At 64.5% G+C, this 23,102-nt stretch carries 23 protein-coding genes; 9 read left to right on the top strand and 14 right to left on the bottom strand.

Features of this window, described 5'->3' with window-relative positions; translation table 11 throughout:
- Positions 1–19: 19 nt before the first annotated feature.
- The 7 genes from AQZ49_RS15560 to AQZ49_RS15530 form a co-directional block, all read right to left on the bottom strand.
- Entirely contained in the window at positions 20–1,006 is a 987-nt protein-coding gene (locus AQZ49_RS15560) for a fimbrial biogenesis chaperone (protein ID WP_231739265.1), read from the bottom strand.
- A gap of 54 nt (positions 1,007–1,060) precedes the next feature.
- Positions 1,061–1,594, bottom strand: a complete 534-nt coding sequence (locus AQZ49_RS15555) for a DUF4402 domain-containing protein (RefSeq protein WP_067617500.1) — start codon at positions 1,592–1,594, stop codon at positions 1,061–1,063.
- Positions 1,595–1,651: 57 nt separating this feature from the next.
- Positions 1,652–2,161, bottom strand: coding sequence for a DUF4402 domain-containing protein (locus AQZ49_RS15550; RefSeq protein ID WP_082701825.1), 510 nt, complete (start codon positions 2,159–2,161; stop codon positions 1,652–1,654).
- Between the two features lie 389 nt (positions 2,162–2,550).
- The gene (locus AQZ49_RS15545) at positions 2,551–3,069 is read right to left on the bottom strand and encodes a DUF4402 domain-containing protein (protein ID WP_067617497.1); all 519 of its coding nucleotides are present in this window, start codon (positions 3,067–3,069) and stop codon (positions 2,551–2,553) included.
- 99 nt (positions 3,070–3,168) lie between these two features.
- Complete coding sequence (locus tag AQZ49_RS15540; protein ID WP_082701824.1) at positions 3,169–3,666, bottom strand: DUF4402 domain-containing protein; 498 nt, start codon at positions 3,664–3,666, stop codon at positions 3,169–3,171.
- Between the two features lie 491 nt (positions 3,667–4,157).
- Complete coding sequence (locus AQZ49_RS15535) at positions 4,158–4,703, bottom strand: DUF4402 domain-containing protein (protein ID WP_067617484.1); 546 nt, start codon at positions 4,701–4,703, stop codon at positions 4,158–4,160.
- Positions 4,700–5,275, bottom strand: coding sequence for a DUF4402 domain-containing protein (locus tag AQZ49_RS15530; protein WP_067617482.1), 576 nt, complete (start codon positions 5,273–5,275; stop codon positions 4,700–4,702). Before AQZ49_RS15530 ends, AQZ49_RS15535 begins: the two co-directional genes overlap by 4 nt.
- Positions 5,276–5,501: 226 nt before the next feature.
- Between AQZ49_RS15530 and AQZ49_RS15525 the strand changes: the two genes are divergently transcribed.
- The 3 genes from AQZ49_RS15525 to AQZ49_RS15515 all read left to right on the top strand — a co-directional run bounded on the left by AQZ49_RS15525 (position 5,502) and on the right by AQZ49_RS15515 (position 7,679).
- The gene (locus AQZ49_RS15525; protein WP_067617479.1) at positions 5,502–6,281 is read left to right on the top strand and encodes a sulfite exporter TauE/SafE family protein; all 780 of its coding nucleotides are present in this window, start codon (positions 5,502–5,504) and stop codon (positions 6,279–6,281) included.
- An 18-nt stretch (positions 6,282–6,299) separates the two neighbouring features.
- Positions 6,300–7,046, top strand: a complete 747-nt coding sequence (locus tag AQZ49_RS15520) for an alpha/beta fold hydrolase (protein ID WP_067617476.1) — start codon at positions 6,300–6,302, stop codon at positions 7,044–7,046.
- Between the two features lie 105 nt (positions 7,047–7,151).
- Complete coding sequence (locus tag AQZ49_RS15515) at positions 7,152–7,679, top strand: YbjN domain-containing protein (protein ID WP_067617473.1); 528 nt, start codon at positions 7,152–7,154, stop codon at positions 7,677–7,679.
- A 78-nt stretch (positions 7,680–7,757) separates the two neighbouring features.
- Here the strand turns inward: AQZ49_RS15515 and AQZ49_RS15510 are convergent, their stop codons facing one another.
- Positions 7,758–9,188 (bottom strand): hypothetical protein, encoded by a 1,431-nt coding sequence (locus AQZ49_RS15510; protein WP_067617470.1) that lies wholly within the window; start codon positions 9,186–9,188, stop codon positions 7,758–7,760.
- A gap of 114 nt (positions 9,189–9,302) precedes the next feature.
- On the bottom strand, positions 9,303–10,751 hold the full coding sequence (locus tag AQZ49_RS15505; RefSeq protein WP_067617467.1) for an AMP nucleosidase: 1,449 nt from the start codon (positions 10,749–10,751) through the stop codon (positions 9,303–9,305).
- Between the two features lie 186 nt (positions 10,752–10,937).
- Here AQZ49_RS15505 and AQZ49_RS15500 point away from each other — a divergent pair, with 186 nt between their 5' ends.
- The 5 genes from AQZ49_RS15500 (at position 10,938) to AQZ49_RS15480 (ending at position 15,077) form a co-directional block, all read left to right on the top strand.
- Positions 10,938–11,576, top strand: coding sequence for an energy transducer TonB (locus tag AQZ49_RS15500; RefSeq protein WP_197411080.1), 639 nt, complete (start codon positions 10,938–10,940; stop codon positions 11,574–11,576).
- 84 nt (positions 11,577–11,660) lie between these two features.
- Positions 11,661–12,395 (top strand): ABC transporter ATP-binding protein, encoded by a 735-nt coding sequence (locus AQZ49_RS15495; protein ID WP_067617461.1) that lies wholly within the window; start codon positions 11,661–11,663, stop codon positions 12,393–12,395.
- Positions 12,392–13,840 (top strand): hypothetical protein, encoded by a 1,449-nt coding sequence (locus tag AQZ49_RS15490; protein ID WP_067617458.1) that lies wholly within the window; start codon positions 12,392–12,394, stop codon positions 13,838–13,840. The genes AQZ49_RS15495 and AQZ49_RS15490 overlap by 4 nt, the downstream gene beginning before the upstream one ends.
- Entirely contained in the window at positions 13,837–14,520 is a 684-nt protein-coding gene (locus tag AQZ49_RS15485) for a pentapeptide repeat-containing protein (RefSeq protein WP_067617455.1), read from the top strand. The genes AQZ49_RS15490 and AQZ49_RS15485 overlap by 4 nt, the downstream gene beginning before the upstream one ends.
- Before the next feature lie 5 nt (positions 14,521–14,525).
- Positions 14,526–15,077, top strand: coding sequence for an SOS response-associated peptidase family protein (locus tag AQZ49_RS15480; RefSeq protein WP_067617450.1), 552 nt, complete (start codon positions 14,526–14,528; stop codon positions 15,075–15,077).
- A gap of 3 nt (positions 15,078–15,080) precedes the next feature.
- On the opposite strand, the gene AQZ49_RS15475 is transcribed toward AQZ49_RS15480, so the two are convergent.
- The 3 genes from AQZ49_RS15475 to AQZ49_RS15465 form a co-directional block, all read right to left on the bottom strand.
- On the bottom strand, positions 15,081–16,772 hold the full coding sequence (locus AQZ49_RS15475) for a hypothetical protein (protein WP_067617447.1): 1,692 nt from the start codon (positions 16,770–16,772) through the stop codon (positions 15,081–15,083).
- Positions 16,773–16,851: 79 nt separating this feature from the next.
- A complete protein-coding gene (locus tag AQZ49_RS15470) occupies positions 16,852–18,291 on the bottom strand; it encodes a hypothetical protein (RefSeq protein ID WP_067617444.1) in 1,440 nt (479 codons plus the stop codon).
- Positions 18,292–18,297: 6 nt separating this feature from the next.
- Positions 18,298–19,248: an aldo/keto reductase gene (locus AQZ49_RS15465; protein ID WP_067617441.1), complete on the bottom strand. Its 951-nt coding sequence runs from the start codon at positions 19,246–19,248 to the stop codon at positions 18,298–18,300.
- Between the two features lie 180 nt (positions 19,249–19,428).
- Between AQZ49_RS15465 and AQZ49_RS15460 the strand changes: the two genes are divergently transcribed.
- Complete coding sequence (locus tag AQZ49_RS15460) at positions 19,429–21,003, top strand: oleate hydratase (RefSeq protein ID WP_067617439.1); 1,575 nt, start codon at positions 19,429–19,431, stop codon at positions 21,001–21,003.
- Here AQZ49_RS15460 and AQZ49_RS15455 read toward each other — a convergent pair.
- Positions 21,000–22,205 (bottom strand): surface lipoprotein assembly modifier, encoded by a 1,206-nt coding sequence (locus AQZ49_RS15455; protein WP_067617435.1) that lies wholly within the window; start codon positions 22,203–22,205, stop codon positions 21,000–21,002. The genes AQZ49_RS15460 and AQZ49_RS15455 overlap by 4 nt on opposite strands.
- A 266-nt stretch (positions 22,206–22,471) precedes the next feature.
- A partial coding sequence (locus AQZ49_RS15450; RefSeq protein ID WP_197411079.1) for a porin family protein occupies positions 22,472–23,102 on the bottom strand: 631 nt, incomplete at its 5' end.

Raw genomic sequence — 23,102 nt, 5'->3', positions numbered from 1 at the left:
GCTGGTGCCTCCGGCCGCATCACGGCACAATGAAGTCCGTCTTGGCCAGGGTCTTGCCCGGCGCGTAGTCGTCATCGACATAGGTGACGGTCAGCTTTGCCCCGTGGTCGGTAAAGCGCGCCGCCACCGCGGGATCGACCGGCACGGTGACCGTGCGTTCATCGACTTCGGGATAGACCCCGACACCACGGATCAGCGCGACCGGTTTGGGTGCGCCGGGGGCGGTCACCGAAATATCGCCGAACGAGGACCGCGTGCCGCTGCGCGTGATGGTCAGGCGCAACAGCTTTTGCCCCTGGGGCGTGGTGGTCACCGCCAGGTCTTTCAGGCCCGCGGTCAGCGTGGTTTCGCCGACACGGATGATCACCGGGATCGAGATGCCGAAACGCGGCGTGATCTTGACGCCGATGCCGCCAGTGGCGGGTTGCCCCTTGGTCGCTTCGTCGATGGTCAGCCCGTCATCGCCGGGCGGCACCGCCACGGCGGAAAAATGGGTGCGATATTCGCCCGGCGGCAGATCGGGCGACACGCGCGCCATGATGCGGATCATCTGCGATTCGTTGCCGGGCAGGCTGAAATGGTGCGGTGACCAGCGAACCATGTCGCCCGCGGCCTTGACCCGCGCGCGGCCCGCATCATCGGGCTTGACCGCGGCCAGTTCGACCAGCCGCCCGTCGGTGGTCATCATCATGTCGGTGATGGTGATCTCGTAATCGCCGTTGTTGGCGGTCTTGTTGTAGACCCCGACACTGGCCACGCGGTTGTGATCGTCGATCACCACGCGCTTGGGATAGAGATTGATGTCGCCCATGCCGCCAACCGCACCGGTCGGCGCCTGCGCAGTGGTCGGGCCATCGCTTTTCAGGCTGGCAGGGGCAGGGGCAGCGGCCGGTTTGTCGGCGGCGTTGAGGCCCGATACCTGGGCCATGGCGATGGCCGGCGCGGTCGCGCACAGCATCAGCGCAAGGGGCAGGCGATAGAGGCAGGCCGCCGGTTGCACGGTCATGTCGTGTGAACTCCTGTCAAGGTGCCCGCGCCGATGCGGGGGGATTTTTCCATGTCAGTTATAGGTGACGGTGATCGGAAAAGTCCCGGTATATGTGCCTGCGGCCTGGCCTGCCGATACGGTCAGGGTGGCGCCGATGTTGAATGTGGTCGTGCCGTTGGGGCCGATCGTCCCGCCGGAAAACGCACTGTTGATGGTGAAGTTGCCGACGGTCATGGTCGACGATCCATTGCTGATCGTCACGCTGCTGACGCCGCTGGCGCCAAATGCCATGTTGGCGATGCCCGTCACGCTGAAACTGGCCGCCGCCACCGTGGTCGATTGCACGACCGCCATGTCGCTGCCCAGTTCTCCGGTGGTCGACACCGCGCTATAGGGCGAGACGGTGATCGAGCCGCCGGTTTTCGGTTGGGCAAATGTGCCGAATTGCAGGTTGCCCGTGGCGACCAGCCGGATCGGCGCTTCAACCGTCGCGCTGGCCGATCCGGACGCCACCGAAGTGTTGCCCGAACTGGCCAGCGCGAGGTTTCCGACACCACCGCCGATCAGCGTGATCAGCGTGGCCAGGGCCTGTCTGAGTGTGTGCATGATCCCGATCCCCCCTCCGGATCAGCCCAAATGTGTCATCCAGGCCCTGGTGTCGGCTTACTGGTAGGTGACAGTGGCGGTGTAGGTGCCGGTGTAGGCGCCGGTAACCAGGCCGGTGCCGACGGTCAGCGTGCCGCCGACCGTGAACGAAGCCGTTCCGGTCGAGCTGGTGGTGCCGCTGGCAGCCGAAGGCGTGGTGGTAAATGCCATCGAGCTGCTGCCGTTGGTGATCGAGCCGCCGGTTGTCGAGATGCCGAAATTGCGGCTGGTGTCACCGGTCAGGCTGAACGCATCGGCGGCGCCGCTCGAACCCGGCGCAATGCCGACATCGCCGGTTGCCGTGGCCGTACCACCGCTGGTGACGACGATCGTGCCGCCGGTGCCGGTGGTGAACTTGCCGAAGTTGAGCGACGAACCCGATGTGTGGGTCAGCACGATCGGCGCGATGATCGTGGCCGAAGCAGACCCCGTGGCCGTGGAGGTATTGCCTGACGCCGCATGGGCGACAGACATATTGGCAACCGCCGCGACAATCGCCGCCGTTGCAAGAATACGCGTGTTGAACATGATGGTAACCTCGTCCTTGTGCGAAGGCCCCGATGTCCCTTCGCTTGTTGCCCCGAAACAGGTCGCCGGAAGGCCTGCGGGTCATGAAAAATGGCCCCGGCCCACCAACTGGCTGCAAAACCGGTTGCTAAGCGAATATGGTTAACAACACGTAAGTGATGTTTCTTAGGGGAAATTCCGAATGCCAACTTTGGCCGTTTTCGATCCTTCCCGGTCCGGAGAGGATTTTGGTTGGGTGGTTCAAGGTGTTGACCAGAGAATTCCGGTGCCGCCTCGTTGGCAAAACAAAAGGCGGACCGCGCAGCATCCCACCGAGATGCGCACAGTCCGCCACCAGTCGTCTTGTTTTGTTGTTATTCAAAATCCTGCCGGAATTACGGCATTGGCATTCAGTCGTAGGCGACGGTTGCGGTATAACTGCCCGAATAGGCACCGCCAGTCTCCGTCCCGGCCACCGTCAGCTTGCCCCCCACGGTAAAGCTGTAGACGCCGTCCTTGCCGGTGGAGGCATTGGCGACCGACGATGTTGTCGTAAAAGTCATCGTGCTGGTGCCGTTGCTGACCGAACCGCCCGTTGTCGCGATGGTGAATGCGGTCTTCTTTTCACCGGTCACGACAAATTGATCGGCGGCCGGGGTGGTTCCACCCGGGGCGAACGTCACCTGTTTGGTAACGGTCGCGACACCGGCGGGGGTCACATCGACCTTCCCGCCCGTGGTGCCGATGGAAAAGCTGCCGAAATTGAGCGCAGCGCCGGTGGTATGGGTCAACACGATCGGCGCGACGACTTTTCCGGTCGACGATCCGGTGGCGGTCGACGCATTCGACGATGCGGCCTGCGCACCGCCGGCGAAGACAAGCCCCGCCAGGGCCGCAAGACCTGCGGCCGAATAGCTGTTTGTTATCATGAGCCAGGTTGCCTGTTTGGAAAGGGCGACACCTCGCGCGTGGATCGGCCCACCCGTGCCCGTGGTTCACGCAGCACCGGATGGGCCGTTCGTGCGTGATCAGTCGTAGGCAACCGTGGCGCTGTAGGAACCGGTGTAGGTGCCCGTGGCCAGCCCGGTGCCGACCGTCAGCGTGCCGCCAACGGTGAACGCTGCGGTGCCGCTGGAGGTGGTCGTGCCGGCCGCCGCCGAAGGCGTGGTGGTAAAGCCCATCGAGCTGGCGCCGTTGGTGATCGTGCCCGACGTCGTGGCGATGCTGAAATTGCGGCTGTTGTCGCCGGTCACCGTAAAGGCATCGGCGGCGTTGGTCGAACCGGGAACCAGGCCGACATCGCCGGTTACCGAACCCGCGCCGGCGCTGGTCACCACCACGGAACCACCGGTCCCGGTGGTGAAGCTGCCGAAATTGAGCGATGCGGTCGACGTGTGCGTCAACACGATCGGCGCCACGACGAGCGCGGTGGCAGAACCCGTTGCGGTCGAGCTGTTGCCCGATGCGGCATAGGCGGGTGCACAGACCGACAGCGCGATAACCGTCGAAAGCAGAATCTTCTTCATGACCAAGTCCCCAATCGATGGGACGGGCAGCCCCTGCGCCCGTCACCCATGTACCCCAATGTTCGGCGAAGCGCGGGGGGTTGAAAGTGCCCGCTTCCGCCGATGTCCAATGTCTAACCGGTGGACTTGAAGGTTGACCTAGCATTTATACTTAGCGACACGGCAATAATGCTTAAATTGATCTAAATTGCTGCGGAATTGGGCGGCTTTTCTGGATAATTATGGACGAAATTGCCGATTTTTTGTCAATCATAAACGCGTCTTAAGCATGTTTATTCATGATCATGCGATGGCGACCCTTGTCGTGATGCACGAGCAAGGCGCGCAATTTGCACCCTTTTTGGGGGTCTTGAAAAAGCCTCACCGGTTAATTTTGCGGGGCTGCCGATCATTATCCGGTGTATCGCGGGCTGCGCCGGGCAAAAGTGTGCCGAAGTCTGCCGATCCTGCGCGCCTGTGATGTCGACTGGGGCGAATCGAACGTCCGGCCTTCAGATATACGTGACCATCACCGCAAAGCTGGCGCGATAGCGTGCCGGGGGCAAGTTGGCGGGCAGGGTGATCGTGCCCCCGATTTCAAAACCATCGGCGCCGCTGGCATCGAGATGCGGGGTGCTGGTGCCGCTCGCGGTGCGGATGGTCAAGCCGCTGACCGTCAGCGGCGGCGCGACGGCACCGGGATCGGTGGCTGCCCCGGTTGCGATCACGCTGGCGGGCAGGGTGATCGCATAATTGCGCTGCGGCTCGCCGCTGACGGCAAAGCGCGCGGCATGGGCGCCGCTGCAGTCCGATCCGGCACAGACCGCGCCCGCACCGCCAGAAAATGTCGCGCCCGACGCGCCGGGCGTGACGGTGACCGTGCCACTGGTGCCGGGCAAGTGGGTGATCGTGCCAAAATCCATGTCGGCGGTGGCGGCCACGCTCAACGGGCGGATCACCGTCGCGGTGGCAATGCCGGTGGCGGTTGACGGCGCGGCCTGTGCGCATGGCGCCGTCGCCAGCACGACTGCGACAGTGGCGAGCGCCAGCCGGATCATTCGAGCACCGCCGTGACACTGGCCATGACCGCCAGCGGAAACGTCAGGACGGCGCCGCCGCCACCCGATGTCACATTCAGGGTGCCGCCGACGTGAAACGTAACGGTGCACGTCGGGTTGGCACAATAAGGCAACGTATAAGTCAGCGTCTGGCCGGGCGAAATCGCCGAATAACCCGGCAAATCGGTGGTCAGGCCCGACAACGTGCCCTGAACCTGGCCCGCGCTTTCCGCCGCGGTCGCCTGCAGCGTGATCTGGAAGATCAACTGGTAGGCAAACAGGTCCAGCTGTGCCTTTGAATAGGACAGCATGAATTCGGCCGGGGCGCCCGGATGGCCACTGACCGGGACCACCCCGTTGTCGCTGATCGAACCGTTCGGGGCGACGGTGACCGTGCCGCCGCCCGATGTGACGATCGTGCCGAACTGCAACGGTTCGACCGCCGTGGCGGAGAACGAGGGGGTCAGCAGTGTGGCGGCGTGGCCAGGGACTGCCGCCAGCACGGCCGTGCAACCGCAGGCAACCAGCAGAAGCCGCAACCGGGTCAGGCAAGGCGCGCCGAAATGTTCCACGCGTTGATTTCTAACGCTTGATCGGGTCGGTGCGCAAGCGACCGATTGGGGCAGGTGTCCGTTTGCGAGACAGGACCGTGCCGCACTGCATCGCCAAGCGCTGATAGAAAGAATCCCAACCCGACAAATAGAGATTTGTGCCGGACCCCATTGCCCACCCACGGGTCGGCCCTTTATGCGCTGCATCATCACGTGACGATTGCCGTCGCTTCGCGCAGGATTTGACATGCTCGCCCATCTCGATGTTCTTCACGCCTGTGCCGGGTTGTTGGTGGGCTTTCTGGTCGGACTGACCGGGGTTGGCGGCGGGTCGTTGATGACCCCGTTGCTGGTGCTGCTGTTCGGGGTCGCACCGGCTACGGCGGTCGGCACCGACTTGCTGTTTGCCTCGACCACCAAGATCGTCGGAACCCTGGTCCACGGCGCGCGTGCAACCGTCGACTGGGTGATTGTGCGGCGCCTGGCCAGCGGCAGCGTGCCTGCCGCGGTGATCACCCTGGTGATCCTGGCGCGCCTGGGCCATCCCCCGGCCAGGGCCAATCACACGATCCTGGTGGCATTGGGTGTGATGCTGATCCTGACCGCGTTTGCCACGCTGTTCCAGAAGCAACTGGTCAACCTGACCAAGCAGGCCGACCATCGCGAGCCGCGCAAGACACTGCTGCCGACGATTGCGCTGGGCGTCGTGCTGGGGGTGGCGGTCACGCTGTCGTCGGTGGGCGCGGGTGCGATCGGGGTGACGGCGCTGTTGCTGCTCTATCCCGCGCTGCGCGTGGCGGGCATTGTCGGCAGCGACATTGCCCATGCCGTGCCGCTGACGATGATTGCCGGGTTCGGGCATTGGGTGATCGGCGATGTGAATGGGGTGTTGCTGGTCAACCTGCTGATCGGATCGTTGCCCGGCGTCGCTATCGGCAGCCTGCTTTCGACTCGCTCGCCCGATCACGTGTTGCGCCCGGTGCTGGCGGTGGTGCTGCTGATTTCGGGGTACAAGCTGCTGGGATAACCGGCTATTGCCCCGTAGATGAGCGAAACGTTTCCGGGATTCGATGGCGCGCCGCTGGCGCTGACGCGCATGGGCACTGGCCGCCCGGTGATCCTGCTGCATGGGCTGTTTTCCTCGGCAGAGGTCAACTGGGTGCGCTATGGCACTGCGGCGCAATTGGCGCAGGCGGGCTTTGCCTGCCTGATGCCCGATCTGCGCGCCCATGGGGCCAGCGCCGCGCCGCATGACCCGGCGGCCTATCCGCCCGATGTGCTGGCGCGCGACGCGGCTGCGCTGGTGGCGCATCTGGGGCTCGACACCTTTGATCTGGTCGGCTTTTCCCTCGGTTCGCGCACGGCGGCGCGCGCGGTGATCGGCGGTCTGCGTCCGCGTCGGGTGGTGCTGGCGGGGATGGGGCTGGAAGGGCTGGCGGGCTGGGCGCGGCGGCAGGATTTCTTTCGCGACGTGATCGACCGGTTCGGCACGATCCGCCCCGGCGATCCGGCCTATATGGCGCAGCAGTTCCTCAAGACATCGGCGACCGACCGGCAGGCCGTGCGGCTGTTGCTGGGCACGATGGAGGATACACCCCCGGCGGCGCTGGCGGGTGTGACCATGCCCACGCTGGTGTTGTGCGGCGACAAGGACAACGACAACGGTTCCGCCGACCGGCTGGCGCAGGCCTTGCCCGATGCGCAGCGCGTGACGATCCCGGGCACACACATGAGCAGCGTCACGTTTCCCGATCTGGGTCAGGCGCTGGTGGCGTTTCTGACCGCCGAATAGCCGATCCAGGCGTACCGAAAAGGGCGCAAAATCACCGCTTGCCGCCCAGTGCGGTTTGTGAGACGTTCCGGGCATATAAAAAAATTCGTCCGAGGATGTCTGCCCATGAACCGGCTCTACGCCACACTTGCCTCTGGTCTGACTGCACTGGCGCTTTGCGCAGGGGTCCCCGCGATGGCCGCTGCCCCTGACGGGGTAGCGGCTGCGGAACCGGCCAGCGTGGTCGCCGCGCTCAAGGCCGCCGGGCATGATGCTGTGCTGGGCCGGGATGACAGCGGCGATCCGCTGATCAAGGCCAGCATCGGCGGCTGGGCCACCCAGGTAGTGTTCTATGACTGCAACGAGATTACCCATGCCTCGTGCCAGTCGTTGCAATTCAGCGCCAGCTTCAAGCCCGAAAAACCGTTCGACGCCGCCGATGCCGCCGCCTTTGTGCGCGACAACCGGTTTGGCGCGGTCACCGTTGGCCCCGACCGCTCGGTCAATGTGACCTGGGACGTGATCACCGGGCGGGGCATCGACCCTTCGGTGTTTGCGCTGGTGGTCAAAAGCTATCGCCTGGCGCTCGACACCATCGGCACCGAAGTGTTCAGCCCGGCCAATCGTCCGCGCCTGGCCAGCGCGTCACGGTAACACCGGAACACCCAGATAGCTGGAAATTCGGGGCCGGCAAATCGGGCGTGCGCTGCAAAGCGCGCACGATGCGTGACATCAGGTTTTTTTGGCGGGGTTTTGTGTGCTGAACGCGGTTGAGGCCAAGCGTTCGAGCATCTGAAAGACCCCTTCGACGCTGAACCCGGCCAGAAAACACAGGGCAGAGGTGGACAAGTGGCCAAGCGCAGTGGTCTGGCCGGTTGCATCGGGGGTGATGAACAGCCCGATGCACCCGCCGATGATGCCGCCGAGGCCGATGTTGATCCACGCCAGAATTCCGTCCCGGGGCGTCAGCAAGGTGTCGCGCACTTTGCCGGCCAAATTGCGCGCAACCGCTGCGCCCGCGCCAATCACGCCATAGAAAATGGGCAGGATGACATTGCCCATGACCTGCAACCAGGCCGAAATCCATTCGGCATTGATCCGGCCAGCCTCGCCCGGGTTCAGCGGATCACGACCGGGGCGGACAGCCGCCAGCCATGCCAATTCGAACCACCGGCGTTCTTGATGGCTCCACTGCGCCAAATCAGCCTGGGCATCGTTCAGATGGGTATCGGCCGCCAACAGATCCTCGCACAATTTGTGATGGGCCAGTGATTGCAGCAAGGGATTGGTGGTGGATTTGTCCGCGTCACCGCAAAAAGCGTCGGGGGTCAGGCCGGGCACGCCGGTCTGGCGGTCGAGCGTTTCGCTGGCGGCGTCATGCTGCGCTTCGTTGGCCGAAGGTACGGCTGGCTGGGGAATGGCCGACGCTTGCGCCGCACCGTTGGCGCCAGCGGGTTGCTGGGCGATGAGGATGTGCTGGCGTGCGCTGGTTACCTCGCTGGCGGCCTGCCGGAAATCGGCAAGCATGGTGTTACCTGCGGCAACCGTCCACGACAGGCTGAAGGTCATGGCGGTCCAGAAAATCAGCACGCCAATCAGCACAAACGTCAGGATCCGGAACGTGAATGCGGCAGAGACCATGCCGGGATAGGCCAGGCTCGCCATTTCGCCCGGATCAAAACTGATCGCGGTGGCCAGCATGGGCGAGGGTGTTTGCGTCTGCTGTTCGCCCTGTTCCGCCGTTGCGGGTTTTGGTTTTGCATGAAACAGACGCCATAGCCATCCCGGTCCGTTGAGTATGGGCACCCGGTTCAGCACCAGTTGCGTAAAGGCAATCGTCGCACCGTTGGCCGGTGCTGCCGCTTCGTTCAATAGATCACGGGCGCAGACAACTTTGGCGGCCTGATGGTCGCGATCGGCGCGCTTGATGTGCGGCGGCCACGGGATCGCACAGATTTCGCTCAACCAGGCGTTGGGATTGGCAAATGCACTTGTAAACAGTTCGTTGCTCAACGGGGCCTTCGGCATTTGCTTGCTGCTTACCGAAGAAACATTGTCGATCAGCAGATAGACTTCGGCCAGTTGCCGGGTGAACACGCGATCCTTCAGGTCGTGCAGCAAAATCTCGTCGGCTTGCTGTGCAATGGCCTGTTCGTCCTTCACTCTTCCCCCCGCCGCCAATAGCAAGGCTGACATACTATCACGCCAGGGGCAGGGCGTTATCCACAAATCGGTTCAATTTGGCTATTAGCTCGCGCGGCGATTTCGCAACGGATTTTACCGAAACGGCGGTTCATTGAACGCGCGCAGCTTGCGTGAATGCAGGCGGCCGCCTTGCTGGCGCAGCAGTTCGCAGGCGGTGGTGCCGATCGCCAGGTGCGCGGCAATCGCTTCCTCGTAAAAGCGGTTGGCCTGACCCGGCAGCTTGATCTCGCCATGCAGCGGCTTGTCCGACACGCACAACAAGGTGCCGTAGGGCACGCGAAAGCGATAGCCCTGCGCAGCGATGGTGGCTGACTCCATGTCGATGCCAACCGCGCGCGACAGGCTCAGCCGCCGTGCCGAATGCGAAAAGCGCAGTTCCCAGTTGCGATCGTCGGTGGTCACCACGGTGCCCGTGCGCATCCGCCGTTTCAGATCGGTGCCGCCGATCCCGCTGACGTGTTCGGCAGCGGTCTGCAGCGCGACTTGCACTTCGGCAATCGCGGGGATGGGGATTTCGGGCGGCAGCACCGGATCCAGCACGTGATCGTCGCGCAGATAGGCATGGGCCAGCACATAGTCGCCGATCTGCTGGGTGGGGCGCAGGCCGCCGCAATGGCCGATCATCAGCCAGGCCTCGGGTCGCAGCACGGCCAGGTGGTCGCAGATCGTCTTGGCATTCGACGGGCCAACGCCGATGTTGACCAGCGTGATGCCGGTGCCATCGGGCGCGACCAGGTGATAGGCGGGCATCTGGTGGCGCCGCCAGGCGGTGTCGGACAGCCGCGCGCGCGCATCGTCGGTGGCGCTGTCGATGGCCAGCCCGCCCGCCCCGGTCAGCGCGACAAAGCGCGTGCCATCGAGTTGCCGCCCGGCCCAGTCGACGAATTCATCGACATAGCGGTGGTAATTGGTGAACAGGATATAGCGTTGAAAATCCTCGGTCCGCGTGCCGGTGTAATGCGCCAGCCGGGCCAGGCTGAAATCGGTGCGCAACCCGTCGAACAGCGACAGCGGCAACGGCCCGTCACCCACCACATATTCGGCATCGGCAATTTCATCGCCGATCGCCGCCAGTTCCGTGGTGGGAAAATGCCGCGCCAGATCGGCCGGCCGCACAACGCCGATTTCCGCACCGAATGCCCCGTCGAGCACATAGGGAAAGGGGATTTCCTGTCGCGACGGGTGCACCGTCAGCGTAACGTCGTAATCCTCGAGAATCAGCGCAAGCTGTTCGCGCAGATAGTCGGCGAACAGCGCCGGGCGCGTGACTGTGGTGGTATAAGTACCGCGCTGGGTCAGCCGCCCGAACGCGCGTCCGGTCGACACATTGTCGGGATCGCGCGGCAGATCGATGCGCAATTCGGGATAGGCATAGGACCCGTCGTCGCGGCGGCTGGCGGGGGGCAGCGTGCCATCGGCGGCAAACGCGGCGATATCGGCGCGCAAGGTGGCGACGGCGCGATCATAAAGCCGGTTGAGTTCGGTCAGCGCGGCGGCAACGGTTTCTTCGATATGGCTCATGCCTTGCAGGCCTATCCCCGAATGATGACGCTGGGAAGGCGCCTTGTTGCCGGATCGGGACAGGTCGGCGTCCAAACCTGCGCTTGCTTGCTGGCGCACCCTGGCAATGGTAACCGATGCTTAGTTGCGCGGATTTTTCAGAACTTGGGCAAGCGACTCGGCTGTGTGACTGTGGGGTGCTCGATCATGCTTGCAGTGCTGTTTCTGGTTGCTGCCGCAGATACCCCCGGCATTGTCCAAACCGACATCATTCAACCGCCGAAGTTGCGAAATGCCGCCAAAGTGCTGTCATACGAGGACTATCCCGATGCGGCACTGCGTGAGGGCGCCGCCGGGGTTGTTTCCGTGGCGTTGCGGGTCTCTTCCGAAGGAAATGCAACGTCTTGCGCAATCACTGAAACAAGCGGGTACGAGGTGCTCGACAAGACGACTTGCCAGCTGATGTTGAGGCGTGCGCGATTCGACCCTGCCCGGGATGCCCATGGGGCGCCGGTCAGCGGCGACTTTCACGCCGCCACATCGTGGGGCGTTGGCGCGACCTTTCCGACCACCAATGTCAAGCTTGACCTTAACGTCAATCAACTTCCCGCCAGCTATCGCGGACCGGTAAAGGCAACCGTGCTGTTTGGCGAAACAGGGCGCGTCATTGCTTGCGATGTCAGCGATTCCAGCGGCGATGCCAGCGCTGATCAAGCGGTGTGTGCTTATGCAACGCGCCAGCTTGCGTTGGCTGCACCCAGGGCAGTGGGTGATTTGGTTCCGGCTGTCGCAGTTCGCTATGTCATCGCCAGTCTGCATTTGCAGCAACCACCAAGGCACGATTAACGGATCCTGATTGTCACGGGGATTGCGCGTACCGCCGATCCGCGCCACAGATTGCATACGCAAATTTGGGCAAGGCGGTGGTGCGTGGGCGAAGTGGCGGCGTTGCGTATCGAGCATTTGCGCAAGTCCTTTGACAAACCGGTGATCCGCGATCTGTCGCTGACCATCCCGCCGGGGCAGCTCTATGCGCTGCTTGGCCCCAATGGCGCGGGCAAGACCACCACGCTGCGCATTGTCACCGGCCTGCTCGACGCCGATGCGGGGCAAGTCAGCATTTTCGGCCATGACATCGCCCGCGAACCGCTGGCGGCCAAGGCGGTGACCGCCTGGCTGCCCGACGAGCCGATGCTGTATGACAAGCTGACCCCGGCGGAATATCTGGCGTTTGTCGCCGGGCTGTGGCGCATGGACCCGCGTCTGGCCGCGACAGAGGCCGAACGGCTGTTGCGCTGGCTCGACTTGTGGGATCAGCGCGATACCCGTTGCGAAGGGTTTTCGCGCGGGATGAAGCAGAAAGTCGCGCTGGCCGGTGCGCTGATCCACCAGCCGCGCCTGCTGATCCTCGACGAACCGCTGACCGGGCTTGATGCCACGATGGCGCGCGCGGTGAAGGATGCCTTGCGCGCGCAAGTCGATGCGGGCGCGACGGTGATCATCACCACGCATATTCTCGAAGTGGCCGAGAGGATGGCCGATCGCATCGGCATCATCGCCGATGGCCGGTTGCTGGCCGAAGGCACGCTCGACGATTTGCGCGCGCTGGCAGGGCCGGACGAGGCCACGCTGGAAGACACGTTCATCCGCCTGACCGCGCGATGACGCGGTTTGCGCCTGCCAGCCTGCCCGGCCTGATCGCGCACAATCTGCGCATCGGCTGGCGGTCGAATGCGAAAGGCGGCTTGCGGCGCAAGATCGTGGTTGGCGTGCTGTTAGCGGTGTTTGTCGCGGCGGGCATCGGCATCGCGCTGACGCTGCGCAACGTGCCGATCGGGCCCAGCCCGGCGGCGTTGACGGTGATGACGCTGGCCGCGCTGGTGATGTTCACGTTCGGGATCAGCCAGGCGCTGTCGCGTGCCGAAGCGGCGATCTATGGCAGCGACGATCTCGATCTGTTGTTCAGCGCGCCGATCGCGCCGCGCGTCGTGCTGTGGTCGAAACTGGTCGGTATCGCGGGCACCGTGCTGATATCCGAAGCGTTCTTTGTGCTGCCGCCGCTGGTGCCGGTGATCGTGCTGGGGCACCCGGCGCTGGCGGGTGCGTTGCTTCTGCTGGTCGCGCTGGTGCTGGTGGCAACGTGTTGCGGGCTGGGCGTCATGCTGGTGATCGTGCGGCTGGCCGGCCCGCGCGCGGCGCGCAGCGTGGCGCAAGTGACGATCGCGCTGTTTGGCGGGGCAATGGCAATCGCCAGCCAGGCCATCCGCTTTGGCGGGCATGCCGGTCGGCACAACGGGTTTGCGCTGGTCTATGGCTGGGCGCGTGCGCACCGGTTTGGCCAGGCCGGGCTGGGCAGCCTGCCGGCGCGCGCGGGGTTCGGCAATCCTTTGGCCGGTCTGGTGGTGGTGGCAGGGGCACTGATGCTGTTCGCGATCACCGGCTGGCTGTTCGAGCGCAATTTTGCCAGGGCGTTCCAACAGGCGGGGCAGCGCGGGGTGCCGTTGCTGCATCGCGGCGCGGCGCGGTCTGGGCTGCGCGCGCGGTTTACCCCTTCGCTGGTGCGCGCGATCCTGACCAAGGAAATCGCGCTGGTGTGGCGCAACCCGCAAGTGTTGGCAACGATGCTGCTGCGGCTGGTCTATCTGGTGCCGATGATGCTGTTGCTGTTGCAGCAACACCAGTTCGTGCTGCTGCCCGCGCTGGTGTTTGCGGGCGTGTTCGTCACCACGCAACTGTCGGGCGATCTGGCCTGGCTGGTGATTTCGGGCGAAGACACTCCCGATCTGCTGACCGTCGCGCCGGTCGCCCGCGCGACGCTGCGGCGGGCCAAGCTGGTGGTGACGATGCTGATGGCCGCGCCGCTGCTGGCGCTGATCGCGCTCGGTCTGGCCAGCCGTGCGCCGATCATGGTGGTGGCGCTGGTGCCGCTTGGCCTGCTTGGCACGGCCACGGCGGCGGGTATCCAGTTGCGGCTCGAACGCCCGACCCCGCGCAAGGCGTTTGGCCGCCGTACCCAGGGCGCGTCGATCCTGGCCAACATGCTGGTGATGGTGGTGGCGCTGGCGCTGGGCGGGGCGGCGGCGGGGCTGTCATTCTGGCTGACCGCATGACCCACGGCCGTACGCTGACCGATCGCACGTTGACCCGCGCCGATTGCGCCGCGCTGATCGCGCAAGACGGGCCCTGGCGTCTGGTCCAGTGCGATCTGGCCGAGGCCGATCTGGCGGGCCTCGATCTGACCGGGTGGCAGTTCGATCGCTGCGACATGCGGCGCATCGCGCTGTCGGGCGCGCGGCTGGAGGCAAGCCGCTGGCAATCGGTGCGCGCGCCGTTTGCGGCGATGATAGGCACCGATCTGACCGATGCGGTGTTCAACGCCTGCGACATCAACAACGCCGCGCTGCGTAATGCGCGGCTGACCGGGGCGGGTTTTACCGGGTGCAAGCTGACCGGGGCGGACTTGTCCGATGCCGCGCTGATCGACGCGCGGTTCGAGGAATGCCTGCTGATCGGCGCCAAATTGCCTGGGCAGTCGTTCCGCAAACAGACCTTGCGCCGCGTCGATCTGGAACAGGCCGATCTGCGCAAATGCGATTTCCGCGATGTGGTGTTCGAGGCGTGCAGCCTGCGCGATGCCAATCTGGCGGGCGCGCGGTTTGACAAGGCTGATTTGCGCGGGTGCGATCTGGGCGGATTGCGGCTGTTCGATGCCACGCTGTTCAAGGGCGCCACGGTGTCGCGCGATCAGGCTGCGCAATTGCTGGCGCAACTGGGTCTGCGTCTGGGCTAGCTGCGGTGGTTCATCCCTATCGCCTCGATGCCCCGGCGGCGCAGATTGCGGCGACGTTCGATGCCGATGCCGGCAGGGACGTGTGGCAGCGCGGCAGCGTGATCCCCGGCGGTTTTGCCCCGGTGGTGGTGCGCGGCAAGACTGGCAGCCGTTATCTGATCCCGCGCCTGTGGGGTGTGCCACCGCCGCCGCGCGGGACGCATGCGGTCACCCACGTGCGCAATCTGGAAAGCCCGTTCTGGATCGGCACTTTGCGCCACACCGAATTTCGCTGTCTGGTCCCGGCCACCGCTTTTTGCGCCACGCGCGGCGGGCGCGCGCAATGGCTGGCCGTGCCGGACTGCCCGGTGATCGCGTTTGCCGGGATCTGGCGCGACAGCGAAATACCCAGCTATGCGATCGTCACCACCGAGGGATCGCTGGGCGGGATCGTCAGCCTGCCGCTGATCCTGCCGCCCGACCATTGGCAGGAATGGCTGTCAGCCGACTGGAAACGCGCGCAACGGCTGGTGGCGTTGGGCCATTCGCCGCTCGACCTGGTGCCCGCGACGGGGTGACGGTCAGCGGTCGCGATCGGTCTCAGGCCGCCCCGGAATGCGGTCGAACGGCATCGGCGCGTTGCCCAGCCCCAGTTGCGCGTTCATCATCCCCGCACGGGCGGCGCGTTCCTGATCGCCGCTGCTGCCGACCGAGACCATCACCGCCTGGCTGGTGATGAAATCCTTCAGCCGCTTGGCCAGACTGGCGGCTTCGTCGGGTTTGCCCAGCATCGACAGGATATGGCGCTGGCCGTCCTTGCCGAACGCCACCGAATGGACTTCGGCCATCCACAGCCGGAAGGTCATGCCTTCGATCTGCACGACCTGGCTGCTGGAATGGAGGTTGGAGGTATAGCGGTTGCCTTGCCCGACTTCGGCGGCGGCATACGTGCCGTTCATGTCCATCCAGATCAGCTTTGACCGGAAATCGAACCGCAGCGTCAGGAACCGCGCCACATCGAACGCCGCCTTGGCCAGCGCCCACACAAACAGCGTGCACGCCGCCAATGAGCCGATGCCCGCGCCGCCGCCTGTCAGCGCACCGACCAGCATGTAACTGGCAACGCAGGCCAGCACCGTCAGCACCAGCGCATAGCCGTTGATCAGCGTGATGATCGCCGGATTGCCCGAGGCAAACGGGCGATCGCCATCGGCGCCGTCGATCACAAACGGCACCGGCTGGGTTTCCTCGACGATGCTGCCCTGAAACTGGCCCGATCGCTGGTCCAGATTGACCACCGGATCGACGCGGCAATAGCGGCGATTGGGGATTTTTTCCCACCACGCATCCTGCATCGCGCGCATGAATTCGGCTGAAACCAGCGCGGGATTGACCGAAATGTTCCAGGTGTCCTGGATCATCGACACGTTGGTCGAGGGCGCGGCCATGCGGTGGCGCATCACCGCGGCAAAGAACAGGCCGTGCAGCACGCCCGCCAGCACCAGCAGCAACAGCAGCGTCGTTGCGCCGATGCCGAACGGTGATGGGGGCAGGGCATTGCCGACCAGCGCGATGGCGACCGGGCCCAGCACTGAAAACGCGATCAGCGCGGTCATCTTGGGCACCGACAGCACGTTGATGCCCACTTCCGCGCGCGCACCGGCCCTGGGATTGAGCAGGCTGGGCGCCGAAATCACGAACAGGATGATCGCCACCCACCCCGACACGCGCCCGCCGCCATCACCGCCGCCCAGAATGGCCGAGACCACCAGCCCGATCAGCAGCGCCACGGTCAGCATGCCCGCCTGAAACTGCCGTTCGGCAAAGGTGCGCACCGGGCGCGGGGCATAGATCAGATCGGGCACCAGATAATAAAGCAGTCCCGACAGCGGATCGGACGGTTCGGGATATTCCAGCGCCTGCTGGCGCAGTGTTTCCTTGATCGCGGTTTCGGCCGCTTTGCTGGTGCCGGTCTGGTCGGGCTGCAATTGCGGGGCCAGCCCTTGCGGGCGGCCGCGCCCGAAAAAGAACCGCAACTGGCTGAACACCTGAAACAGCAGGTATCCGCCCATCGAAACCAGCAGGAACGCCACCGCCGCCGCCACCAGCGCCTCGACATGCGCGCCGGTGTGCAGCGCCGCGCGCGCCTGGAACAGCAGGACCAGCCCGGTCAGTCCGGACACCATCGCAGCGCCTGCGACAAACAGATTGTGTTCGCGCAGCGGGTTGGGAAAGGTGAAGTTCTGACTGCTGCTGCTGTATTCGTAGCTCACGGCCACTCCTGCGGTTACGCCCCGGCGCCGGTTGGGCGGGCGCGTTGTGACAGCGCATCAGGTCCTTCGCAAGGGGGGCTTAACCGTGAAAGGGCCGGTCTGTGCGCACAAACAGCACCGATGTGCCATTGTCATAGGCCCTGTGCCAGATCGCCGGTTGCGCGGCGAGCGCGCGGACCAGCGCCGGGCTGCTCGCCTGTATCAGCGCATAGGCACAGGGGTGGTATCTGTGCTCGATGGTGTCGAGCGTGCGGGGGTCGGAATTGGTGCGGTTCGACAGGGCCGCTTCGTCGCTGCGATAGAGATAGTACCGGCCATCGAACGCCACCGTCCAGCCCGGATAGCCGCCATCGATCACCGCTCCGCCCAGCACCGGATCGGTGAACACCACGCCGCGGGGCGCGGTGTGGGCGAGCGCGGCGAACACCGCCCGGCCATTGGCGCGTTCGGGCCTGACCGGCAGCCATAGCGACACCGCGACGACCAGTGCGGCGCATGTCGCAAGGCCGATGCCGATCCGACGCAGGCTGTGCGTGCGCGGCGGCGCGCTGCCGATGGTCATCCGTGCCAGCAGCGGGATGATGGCGATGGCATAGAACAGCATGAAGCGTTCGGCGCTAATAGCCATGGCAAAAGTGACCAGCACCGGCACCACTTCGCCATCGGTGACCGTGTGCCGGTGCCTGATCGCGACCGCCAGCACGACCAGCCCCGACGCCAGCACCGTGCACAGGGCATAGCGCTGATAAGGGTCCCACAGCGGTAGCCATTCAGTCGCGCCAAAGGTATGGCTGGCCATCGCATTGGTGCGCGCAAAGGCGATGATCGCAAAGCCCGCCGGCGTGGCAAGTACGGCCACGGCGGCCACCAGCGCCAGCATCGTCAGCGCCAGGGGACGATCGCCCTGGCCAAGGCCGTGGCGGACCCAGCGCAATGCGGCAACCGCGCCGATGGTCAGTGCCGCGATCGGCACCGAAGGGTGCAGGTTTTGCCACAGCACAAACAGCGGCAGACCCACAGCCAGCGCCGTGCGCCATGACCGCACCTGGTACAACACTACCAGCGTCAGCCCGAACCCGAGCGAGGCAAAGCTCTGCGGCCGGATGGTCGCCGACGGAAGGGCCACCGCCAGGCCGATCGCCAGCGCCACCAGCAACGACAAGGGGCGGGTCGCCCGTCGCAGCGCGGGCATGATCGCCACGATCGGCCCCGCCAGCCAGATCACCGCATCGAGCGCGCGCAACCCCTTCCAGCCGATCGCGTCGAGCACGTGCGCATAGCCGATCTGTGCCAGCCACGCATTGGGCACCAGCGCCTCGCCAAGATGCGTGGCGACGAACGGTTCGCGCAGGAACGGGCCCTGCGCCATCATCAGCCGGCCAAGCTGCAACTGCCAGCCCAGATCGGCCAGCGAGATCGTGTTGCGGCATATCGCCCAGGCGATCGCCACCGGCACCAGCCAGAACAGCAGTGCGACAATCCCGCCTGCGGGTAGCCCGCTGAAACGCCGGTCAGGCATTGACACTCAGACGCGGCTGGCCTGATCGAGCAAGGCGAGATCCTCGGCCGTCAGCGCAAGATGGATCGACCCCAGCAAATCCTCGACTTGGGCCACGCTGGTCGCGCTGGCGATCGGCGCGGCAATACCCGGTTGTGCGGCGATCCACGCCAGCGCGACCTGCGCCAGGCTGGCGCCATGCGCGGCGGCCACGGTGTCGAGCGCGGCCAGCACTTGCGGGCCATGGCCTTCGACATATTTGCCCACGCGATAGGCGCGCGCGCCGGTCACGTCGGCAGGCGTGCGATACTTGCCGGTCAGATATCCGCAGGCCAGCCCGAAAAACGGTGTCATGCCAATGCTGTGCGCCACGCAGTAATCCTGCACCGCGCCTTCGTACCCGGTGCGTTCGAGCAAGTTGTATTCGTTCTGCAACGCCTGATAGCGCGCCAGCCCGCGCGTGGTCTGCGCGGCCATCGCGCTATCCAGCCGCTGGGCGCTGAAATTCGACGCACCGATCACCCGCACTTTGCCCGCGCGCACCAGCGCACCGAACGCTTCGGCAACGGCGCCCTGATCCTGCGTGTCGTCATCCTGATGGGCGAGGTAGAGATCGATGTAGTCGGTGCCGAGGCGTTGCAACGAGGCTTCGACGGCGGTGGCGATATGCGCGGGTTGCAGCCCTTTGCCCTCGCCGATCGGCAACATGCCGACCTTGGTGGTGATCACCACGTCGTCGCGCCGCCCCCGGTGCCGCAACCATGCGCCGATCACCGTTTCGGATTCGCCGCCCTGATGGCCGGGTATCCATGCCGAATAGACGTCTGCGGTGTCGATCACGCTGCCGCCACCGGCCACGAAGGCATCGAGCACAGCAAAACTGGTGGCCTCATCGGCGGTCCAGCCAAACACGTTGCCGCCCAGGATCAGCGGCACGGTGGTCAGATCGGATTTTCCGATGGCACGAAGCTGGGTCATGGGTCTCTCCCGCCGGGACATGCTGTCCCGATTCAACACCATGCAGATAGCCGCAAAGCCGGACTGACTGAAATGAGTTTTGCGCCGCCCCGAATGTGTTTGCGCTGCATCAAGGATCGCGTGGCGCCGGTGGCGCATCGCCGGGTGCGGCAGGTGACAGTTCGAACCCGGAGATTTCCCATGAAGGCCTATTTCATCGGCAGCGGCATTGGCGCCCTGGCAGGCGCGGCCTTTCTCGTTCGCGATGCCGGGATGAACGGACGGGACATCACCATTTTCGAAAAGCACCCTCACGTGTTTGGCGGTGCGCTCGATGGATCGCGGCTGGCCGATGGCGCCTATAGCCTGCGCGGTGGGCGGATGCTGACCACCGAACATTACGAATGCACCTGGGACTTGCTCGACAGCATTCCCGCGCTCGATCCATCGGGCGAGTCGGTGCGTGCGCGCACGGTGGCCTTCAACACCGACCATGTCGCCCATTCGCGCGCGCGGCTGGTCGATCGCCACCGGCACAAGCTTGAAGTGCGCCATATGGGGTTGTCGATGCACGACCGGCTGGAACTGGTGCGCCTGCTCGAAGCGAGCGAGGACCGGCTGGGTGACAGCGCGATCACCGACTGGTTGTCGGCGCCATTTTTCGAAACGCCGTTCTGGTTGATGTGGCAGACCACCTTTGCCTTTCAGGTGTGGCACAGCGCGGTCGAATTGAAGCGCTATCTGCACCGGTTCATGAACGAATTTCCGCGCATCGAAACGCTGGGCGGGGTCAAGCGGACCGAATTCAACCAGTATGATTCGATCGTGCTGCCGCTCGAACGCTGGCTGACTGCGCAGGGTGTCCGCTTTGAAGGCAACACCCTGGTCACCGATATCAGCATCGAAACCGATAGCGAGTCGGGCGAACGCCGCCACACCGTCACCAGCCTGACCATCGAGCGCGACGGGCAGCAACAGTGTATCGACACGCGGCACGACACGCTGGTGTTCTATCAGAACGGATCGATGACCGACGCCACCAGTCTGGGCACGCACGAGACCCCGCCGCCAAAGCTGACCCGGGCCGACAGCCAGGGCTGGGCGCTGTGGGAAAAGATCGCGCAAGGGCGCCCCGAATTCGGCAATCCGGCGGCGTTCAACCGCTCGATTCCCGAAAGCCTGTGGGAAAGCTTTACCGTGACATGCCGCAATCCGCGCTTTTTTGACGCGATGCAGGCGTTCAGCGGCAACGCGGCGGGCACCGGCGGGCTGGTGACGTTCAAGGATTCGCGCTGGCTGATGTCGGTGGTGCTGTATCATCAACCGCATTTTCCCGATCAGCCCGAAGGCGTGCAGGTGTTCTGGGGCTATGCGCTGCATCCTGACCGGGTGGGCGATTTCGTGGCCAAACCGATGAGCGAATGCGGCGGCGCGGAGATCCTGCGCGAACTGTGCGGCCATCTGAATTTCGATTCCGCGGTGTTCGAAGAGGCCACCTGCGTGCCGTGCCGATTGCCCTATATCACCGCGATGTTCATGCCGCGCAAACCCGGCGACCGCCCGCTGCCGGTGCCCAAAGGATCGACCAACCTCGGCTTCATCAGCCAGTTTGTCGAAATCCCCGATGATGTCGTGTTCACCGTCGAATATTCGGTGCGCGCCGCCCAAACTGCGGTCTATGCCTTGACGGGTGTCAGCCGCCCGATCCCCCCGGTCACCCGCCACGATCACGACCCGCGCGTGCTGGGGCGCAGCCTGTTCAAGGCCTTTGCCTAGAAGGCGCGGGTGATCGCGATGTCCGCGCCGAAGCGGTGGTAGGCATAGATACCCACGGTCGAGGCATTGTGTTCGTAGTTGATGCGCACCAGGGGGGAAAAGCCCTTGATCTGGATCTGCCGGAATGTCGCGCCCAGGCCCGCACGGGTCAGCCATTCGATACGGCGGTCGGTATAGAGAAACAGCCGCGCGTCGGATTCCAGATGGCTGATGCCGGCGGTGGCATAGACCGTGGTCTTGCCCAGTTCCTGCCAGGCGAGCAGGCCGGTGCCGCCGTTGATCAGCGCATAGCCAGGATCGGCGGCGGTGGTGCGCTGCCCGAACAGCGACAGCCTGGCGCCGTTGCGCGCGCTGAACGCGCGTTCGATCGACAGCGTTTCGCCAAACACATCGCCATCTTGCAGCGCGTTGGTCTTGTAGGTGACTTTGCTGAAATCGCTTTCCAGGTCGATCTGCGCGCGTTTGCCCAGCGGGTGCTGCCAGTCGGCGGTGGTGTTGATGGCAATAGTATAGGGATGCGCGCCGTAGAGCCGGTAGGAAGGGCCGACGCTTAGCCGGATGCGCGATTTGCCCAGGATCAGCACGGTTCCGGCATCGCCCGCAAAAGTGGAATCGTTGAATTCGCTGTCGCGGTAGAGCAGGTTCTGCGTCGACAGCCGCGCGGTCAGGGCGACTTTGGTCGAGACGGGAACCTGCACATAGCCTTGCCCGCCGATGTTCAACCCCAGTCCCGATTGCGCCTGGGCGTCGTGCGACAGGTCGAGCGGGCCGAGCACCGAATTGAGCGTGGGCGACGATGTGGCGCGGTTGATATTGTTGCTGGGCGACAGGCCCAGTTCGAACGAGCCGCCAAACGGTTTGGCGGCGTGCAGCGCGGCGGCAAACTGGTTGACCGCGCGGGCCACTTGCGGCGGCAAGCCACCTGCCTGCGCGGCGCGCAATTGACGCCGGGCCTCGCCCTCGTGGCCCATCGCGGCCAGCACTTTGGCCAGTTCCAGCCGTGCGGGCTGTGCCATGGGCTTTTCATCGAGGATCGCGCGCAGCAACAGCGCCGCCTGCGTCCAGGATTTCGACCGTTCGAGCACTTGCGCATGGCGAAACCGCGCCTCGCACCGGATATCGACCGAAGGATCGTGTTCCAGCGCGCTGAAAATGGTGATCGCGGTTTTGCTGTCGCCCGCAACCAGCGCGCGCTCCGCCATCGCGAACAAGTCTGCCGCCTTGTATTGGGTCGGCGCGGTTTGCGCGACGGCGGGGGTAACGACAGCCGATGTCAGAACAATTGCCTGGCACGCGCCGACCAGATTTCTGCGTGTCAGACCATGTCCCCCAGAATCACCCCGCCGCCTGACTGACACGAGGCTTTGCACAGGGCAAGCCGATCATATTGGATTTTATCGCGAATATGGCTCCAAGTGACGTCCGGTTCCGCCCGTCGCGGTGTGTGCACGACGGGCGGTGCGATGGGTCAGAACGCGTAACGCGCGCCGACGACCGGGGCGGTGTTGTTGTTGTGATAATAGGGAACGCCCGGCCCATGCGGAATGGCGATGGCCAGCCCACCGGTCACGGCCGAATAGGTAATCCCGGCAAAGGTGTCGAAACGCCGGTTGAAACGATGGTCGGCATAGAACGACACTTCATCCAGCGCGCCGGCGCATGACGCGCGCATCGAGCTGGGGGTGCAGGTTTGCGGAATCCGGAAATCGTACTGGTATTCGTGATAGTACGACAGGGTGAAATCGGTCTTTTTGGCGTATGTGTATTTCACGCCGGTCCAGAACACCGCGACGTTCTTGTCGGAATCAAGGTTGTTGTCCTCCACCCCGCTGAGGATATAGCCGCCCTGCGCGGTGGCGCCGATGCCCAGCGGGTGGGCCGGATTTTTGTACAGAATATGTTCGAAGCCGGCATAGAACCGGACATTGTCGAGGGTATATTTCGCAGCGACCATTATCGCCGAGTTGTCGGTGACGATGCCGTATACGGTGTTGGCCGGATCGATCAGGTTTGCGCCCGAGATGGGATTGGTGTTGATGCTGTTGGTGGTCGATTGATAAGGCTGCGTCAGGCTGGTCGGCCCGAGCAGCGGATTGACC

The organism is Novosphingobium sp. FSW06-99 (genome assembly GCF_001519065.1).
Classification (GTDB): Bacteria; Pseudomonadota; Alphaproteobacteria; order Sphingomonadales; family Sphingomonadaceae; genus Novosphingobium.
This window is presented reverse-complemented; position numbering and strand designations above follow the sequence as displayed.

Excerpts from the sequence above, each read along its gene's own strand:
- AQZ49_RS15560 (WP_231739265.1), bottom strand. The coding sequence starts at position 1,006 with ATGACCGTGCAACCGGCGGCCTGCCTCTATCGCCTGCCCCTTGCGCTG.
- AQZ49_RS15555 (WP_067617500.1), bottom strand. The coding sequence starts at position 1,594 with ATGCACACACTCAGACAGGCCCTGGCCACGCTGATCACGCTGATCGGC.
- AQZ49_RS15550 (WP_082701825.1), bottom strand. The coding sequence starts at position 2,161 with ATGTTCAACACGCGTATTCTTGCAACGGCGGCGATTGTCGCGGCGGTT.
- AQZ49_RS15545 (WP_067617497.1), bottom strand. The coding sequence starts at position 3,069 with ATGATAACAAACAGCTATTCGGCCGCAGGTCTTGCGGCCCTGGCGGGG.
- AQZ49_RS15540 (WP_082701824.1), bottom strand. The coding sequence starts at position 3,666 with ATGAAGAAGATTCTGCTTTCGACGGTTATCGCGCTGTCGGTCTGTGCA.
- AQZ49_RS15535 (WP_067617484.1), bottom strand. The coding sequence starts at position 4,703 with ATGATCCGGCTGGCGCTCGCCACTGTCGCAGTCGTGCTGGCGACGGCG.
- AQZ49_RS15525 (WP_067617479.1), top strand. The coding sequence starts at position 5,502 with ATGCTCGCCCATCTCGATGTTCTTCACGCCTGTGCCGGGTTGTTGGTG.
- AQZ49_RS15520 (WP_067617476.1), top strand. The coding sequence starts at position 6,300 with ATGAGCGAAACGTTTCCGGGATTCGATGGCGCGCCGCTGGCGCTGACG.
- AQZ49_RS15515 (WP_067617473.1), top strand. The coding sequence starts at position 7,152 with ATGAACCGGCTCTACGCCACACTTGCCTCTGGTCTGACTGCACTGGCG.
- AQZ49_RS15505 (WP_067617467.1), bottom strand. The coding sequence starts at position 10,751 with ATGAGCCATATCGAAGAAACCGTTGCCGCCGCGCTGACCGAACTCAAC.
- AQZ49_RS15500 (WP_197411080.1), top strand. The coding sequence starts at position 10,938 with ATGCTTGCAGTGCTGTTTCTGGTTGCTGCCGCAGATACCCCCGGCATT.
- AQZ49_RS15490 (WP_067617458.1), top strand. The coding sequence starts at position 12,392 with ATGACGCGGTTTGCGCCTGCCAGCCTGCCCGGCCTGATCGCGCACAAT.
- AQZ49_RS15485 (WP_067617455.1), top strand. The coding sequence starts at position 13,837 with ATGACCCACGGCCGTACGCTGACCGATCGCACGTTGACCCGCGCCGAT.
- AQZ49_RS15470 (WP_067617444.1), bottom strand. The coding sequence starts at position 18,291 with ATGCCTGACCGGCGTTTCAGCGGGCTACCCGCAGGCGGGATTGTCGCA.
- AQZ49_RS15465 (WP_067617441.1), bottom strand. The coding sequence starts at position 19,248 with ATGACCCAGCTTCGTGCCATCGGAAAATCCGATCTGACCACCGTGCCG.
- AQZ49_RS15460 (WP_067617439.1), top strand. The coding sequence starts at position 19,429 with ATGAAGGCCTATTTCATCGGCAGCGGCATTGGCGCCCTGGCAGGCGCG.
- AQZ49_RS15455 (WP_067617435.1), bottom strand. The coding sequence starts at position 22,205 with ATGGCGGAGCGCGCGCTGGTTGCGGGCGACAGCAAAACCGCGATCACC.